Source organism: Salinicola sp., from assembly GCF_982684285.1.
This window is the reverse complement of record NZ_CEXLVS010000380.1, coordinates 1-2446: the sequence shown is the minus strand read 5'-3', so window position 1 is coordinate 2446 and position 2446 is coordinate 1. Positions and strand designations below refer to the sequence as shown.

2 protein-coding genes and 1 pseudogene are annotated in these 2446 nt (G+C 65.1%); all 3 read right to left on the bottom strand.

All coding sequences use genetic code 11. From position 1 onward, the window contains the following. Window positions 1-529, bottom strand: a 529-nt coding sequence (gene coaE, locus AC3AYF_RS20110) for a dephospho-CoA kinase (RefSeq protein ID WP_487780277.1), incomplete at its 3' end; no start/stop codon positions are given. Window positions 530-555: 26 nt separating this feature from the next. Next, complete coding sequence (locus AC3AYF_RS20105; RefSeq protein WP_295036518.1) at window positions 556-1416, bottom strand: prepilin peptidase; 861 nt, start codon at window positions 1414-1416, stop codon at window positions 556-558. Window positions 1417-1646: 230 nt separating this feature from the next. Next, window positions 1647-2446 (bottom strand): annotated as a pseudogene (locus tag AC3AYF_RS20100) (type II secretion system F family protein); the annotation flags it as partial.

The window sequence follows — 2446 nt, the reverse complement described above, 5'->3', positions numbered from 1 at the left end:
CATTGTCGATGACGTCGTCGGCGGCTGCAAGGCGGCGCTCCCGGGAGCTCTGCGCCGACAGGATGGACTCCACCTGGCGCCTGTCGACGCCATCCCGCGCCAGGGTGCGCTCGATCTGGACTTCCCTGGGAACGTCCACCACCAGAATCCGGTCGACCAGCTCGTGCTGGCTGGATTCGATCAACAGCGGCGACACCAGCAGGCAGTAGGGTGCGTCAGCAGCGCGCAGCCTCGCCAGGTGGGCCCGCAGTCGCTGGCGAATACGCGGATGCGTTTCCCCTTCCAACCAGTGGCGCTCGGCTTCATCGTCGAAGATCCGGGCGCGCAGCGCGCGGCGATCAAGGGTGCCATCCGGCTGGAGGATGGCGTCGCCGTAGCGCTCGACGATGGCCGCCAGCGCGGGTTCGCCCGGCATCACGACCTCTCTGGCGACATGGTCGGCGTCTATCCAGCCGATGCCGAGGGCGCCGAAGGCGTCGGCGACGGCGCTCTTGCCGGAGCCGATGCCGCCGGTTAGCCCCACCACCATGGTGTCGTGCGCATTGGCCGTCGGGGTCATCCCCAGCCTCCCAGCAGCAGGTTGCGGTAGACCGCCAGCAACGGTTCGCCGACCAGCAGCGCGATCCACCCGGCGAGAGCGATATAGGGGCCGAAAGGCATCGCCTGGTTCCGCTCTTGTCGTCGCGTGGCGATCAATGTCATGCCGGCGATCGCGCCGACCCCGGCCGACAGCAGCAGCAGCAGCGGCAGGCTTTGCCAGCCGAGCCAGGCACCGAGGGCCGCCATCAGCTTGAAGTCGCCATAGCCCATGCCCTCCTTGCCGGTGGCCAGCTTGAACAGCCAGTAGACCGACCACAGCGAGAGATAGCCGGCGACGGCTCCCAGCACGGCGCTCTCCAGCATCAGCGGTGCGAACAGCCATTGATAGAGCAGGCCGGCCCACAGCAGCGGCAGGTTCAACGCGTCCGGCAGCAGTTGGGTGCGCCAGTCGATGACCGCCCCCGCCAGCAGCGTCAGGCAGGCACCGATCAGCCACAGGCTCTGCCAACTGATGCCGTGCAGTGCGATGACCGCCACCGCCAGTATCGCCGAGGCCAGCTCCACCAGCGGATACTGCGCGCTGATCGATGTGCCGCACGCCGCGCAACGCCCCCGGCGCTTGAACCAGCCGACCAATGGCAGATTGTCGTGCCAGGCGATGAAATGCCCGCAACCGGGGCAGTGCGAGCGTGGCGTTGCCAGATTATAGCGGGGAGTGGCCTCCGCGGATTGCTCCAGTGCCTCCAGCGCTTCCGCGCGCCAGCGGCGCATCAGTATGACCGGCAGACGCACGATGACCACGTTGAGGAAGCTACCCAGCGTCGCGCCGAGCACGAAAGCCAACGGCCAGGTAAGCAAAGGAGGAAGATCTAACAACGGAAACTCCACGAACATCGAATAAATAGTCAGCGCTAAGGGTAACGTAACCATAGGCCGACCGCTTTGATCATGACGATTGGCTTGGTGGGGGTACGCAAACGTTCAGGAACGTGGCGAGCGAAGGTCAGGCTAGGCGAAAGCGCGCGAGCGACCGCAGTTGACTGGGTGTCAATGAGGATCGCGAGCGCGCTTTCAACAACGGCTGGTCGAGCGCAGCCCGTTCGTAACTAAATTGCGGAGCCCATCTGGAAGATGGGCAGATACATCGACACGACCAGCCCGCCCACCAGCGTGCCCAGCACCACCAGGATGAAAGGTTCCAGCAGCGACGTCAGCGCGTCGACCTGGTTGTCGACCTCTTCCTCGTAGAACTCCGCCACCTTGTCGAGCATGGTGTCCAGCTCACCGGCTTCCTCGCCGATGCTCACCATCTGGACCGCCATGAGTGGGAAGACGTTGGTGCGACGCATGGCGAAGTTGAGCTGCTGCCCTGTCCCCACGTCCTCGCGAATACTGGCGATGGCCCGCTGATGAACGCGGTTGCCGGTGGCCCCGGCGGCGGTGTCCAGCGCTTCCACCAGCGGGATGCCGGCATTGAACGTGGTCGCCAGGGTGCGCGAGAAGCGGGCGATCGATCCCTTGTCGACGATATTGCCGAGCACCGGCAGCTTGAGTATCAGCTGGTGGGCGCGATAGGCGAAGGCGGGTGATCGTCTCATGGCCTGGCGCAGGCAGAAAACGAGCGCCGCCGCGGCGAGAATGGCCTGCCACCAGTAGGCCTGGGTCAATTCGGACAGCTGCACGGTGAACTGGGTAAAGGCCGGCAGCTCGGCGCCGAAACCATTGAAGAGACTCTGGAACTGGGGGACGACCTTGACCAGCAGCAGTGCGGTAACGCCGATGCCGACCAGGATGACCGCGGCCGGATAGTAGAGCGCCTTCTTGATCCGATTCTAGAGCGTCTCGACCAACTCGCGAAAACAGGCCACCCGCTCGAGCAGCTTCACCAGGCCGCCCGACTGCTCGC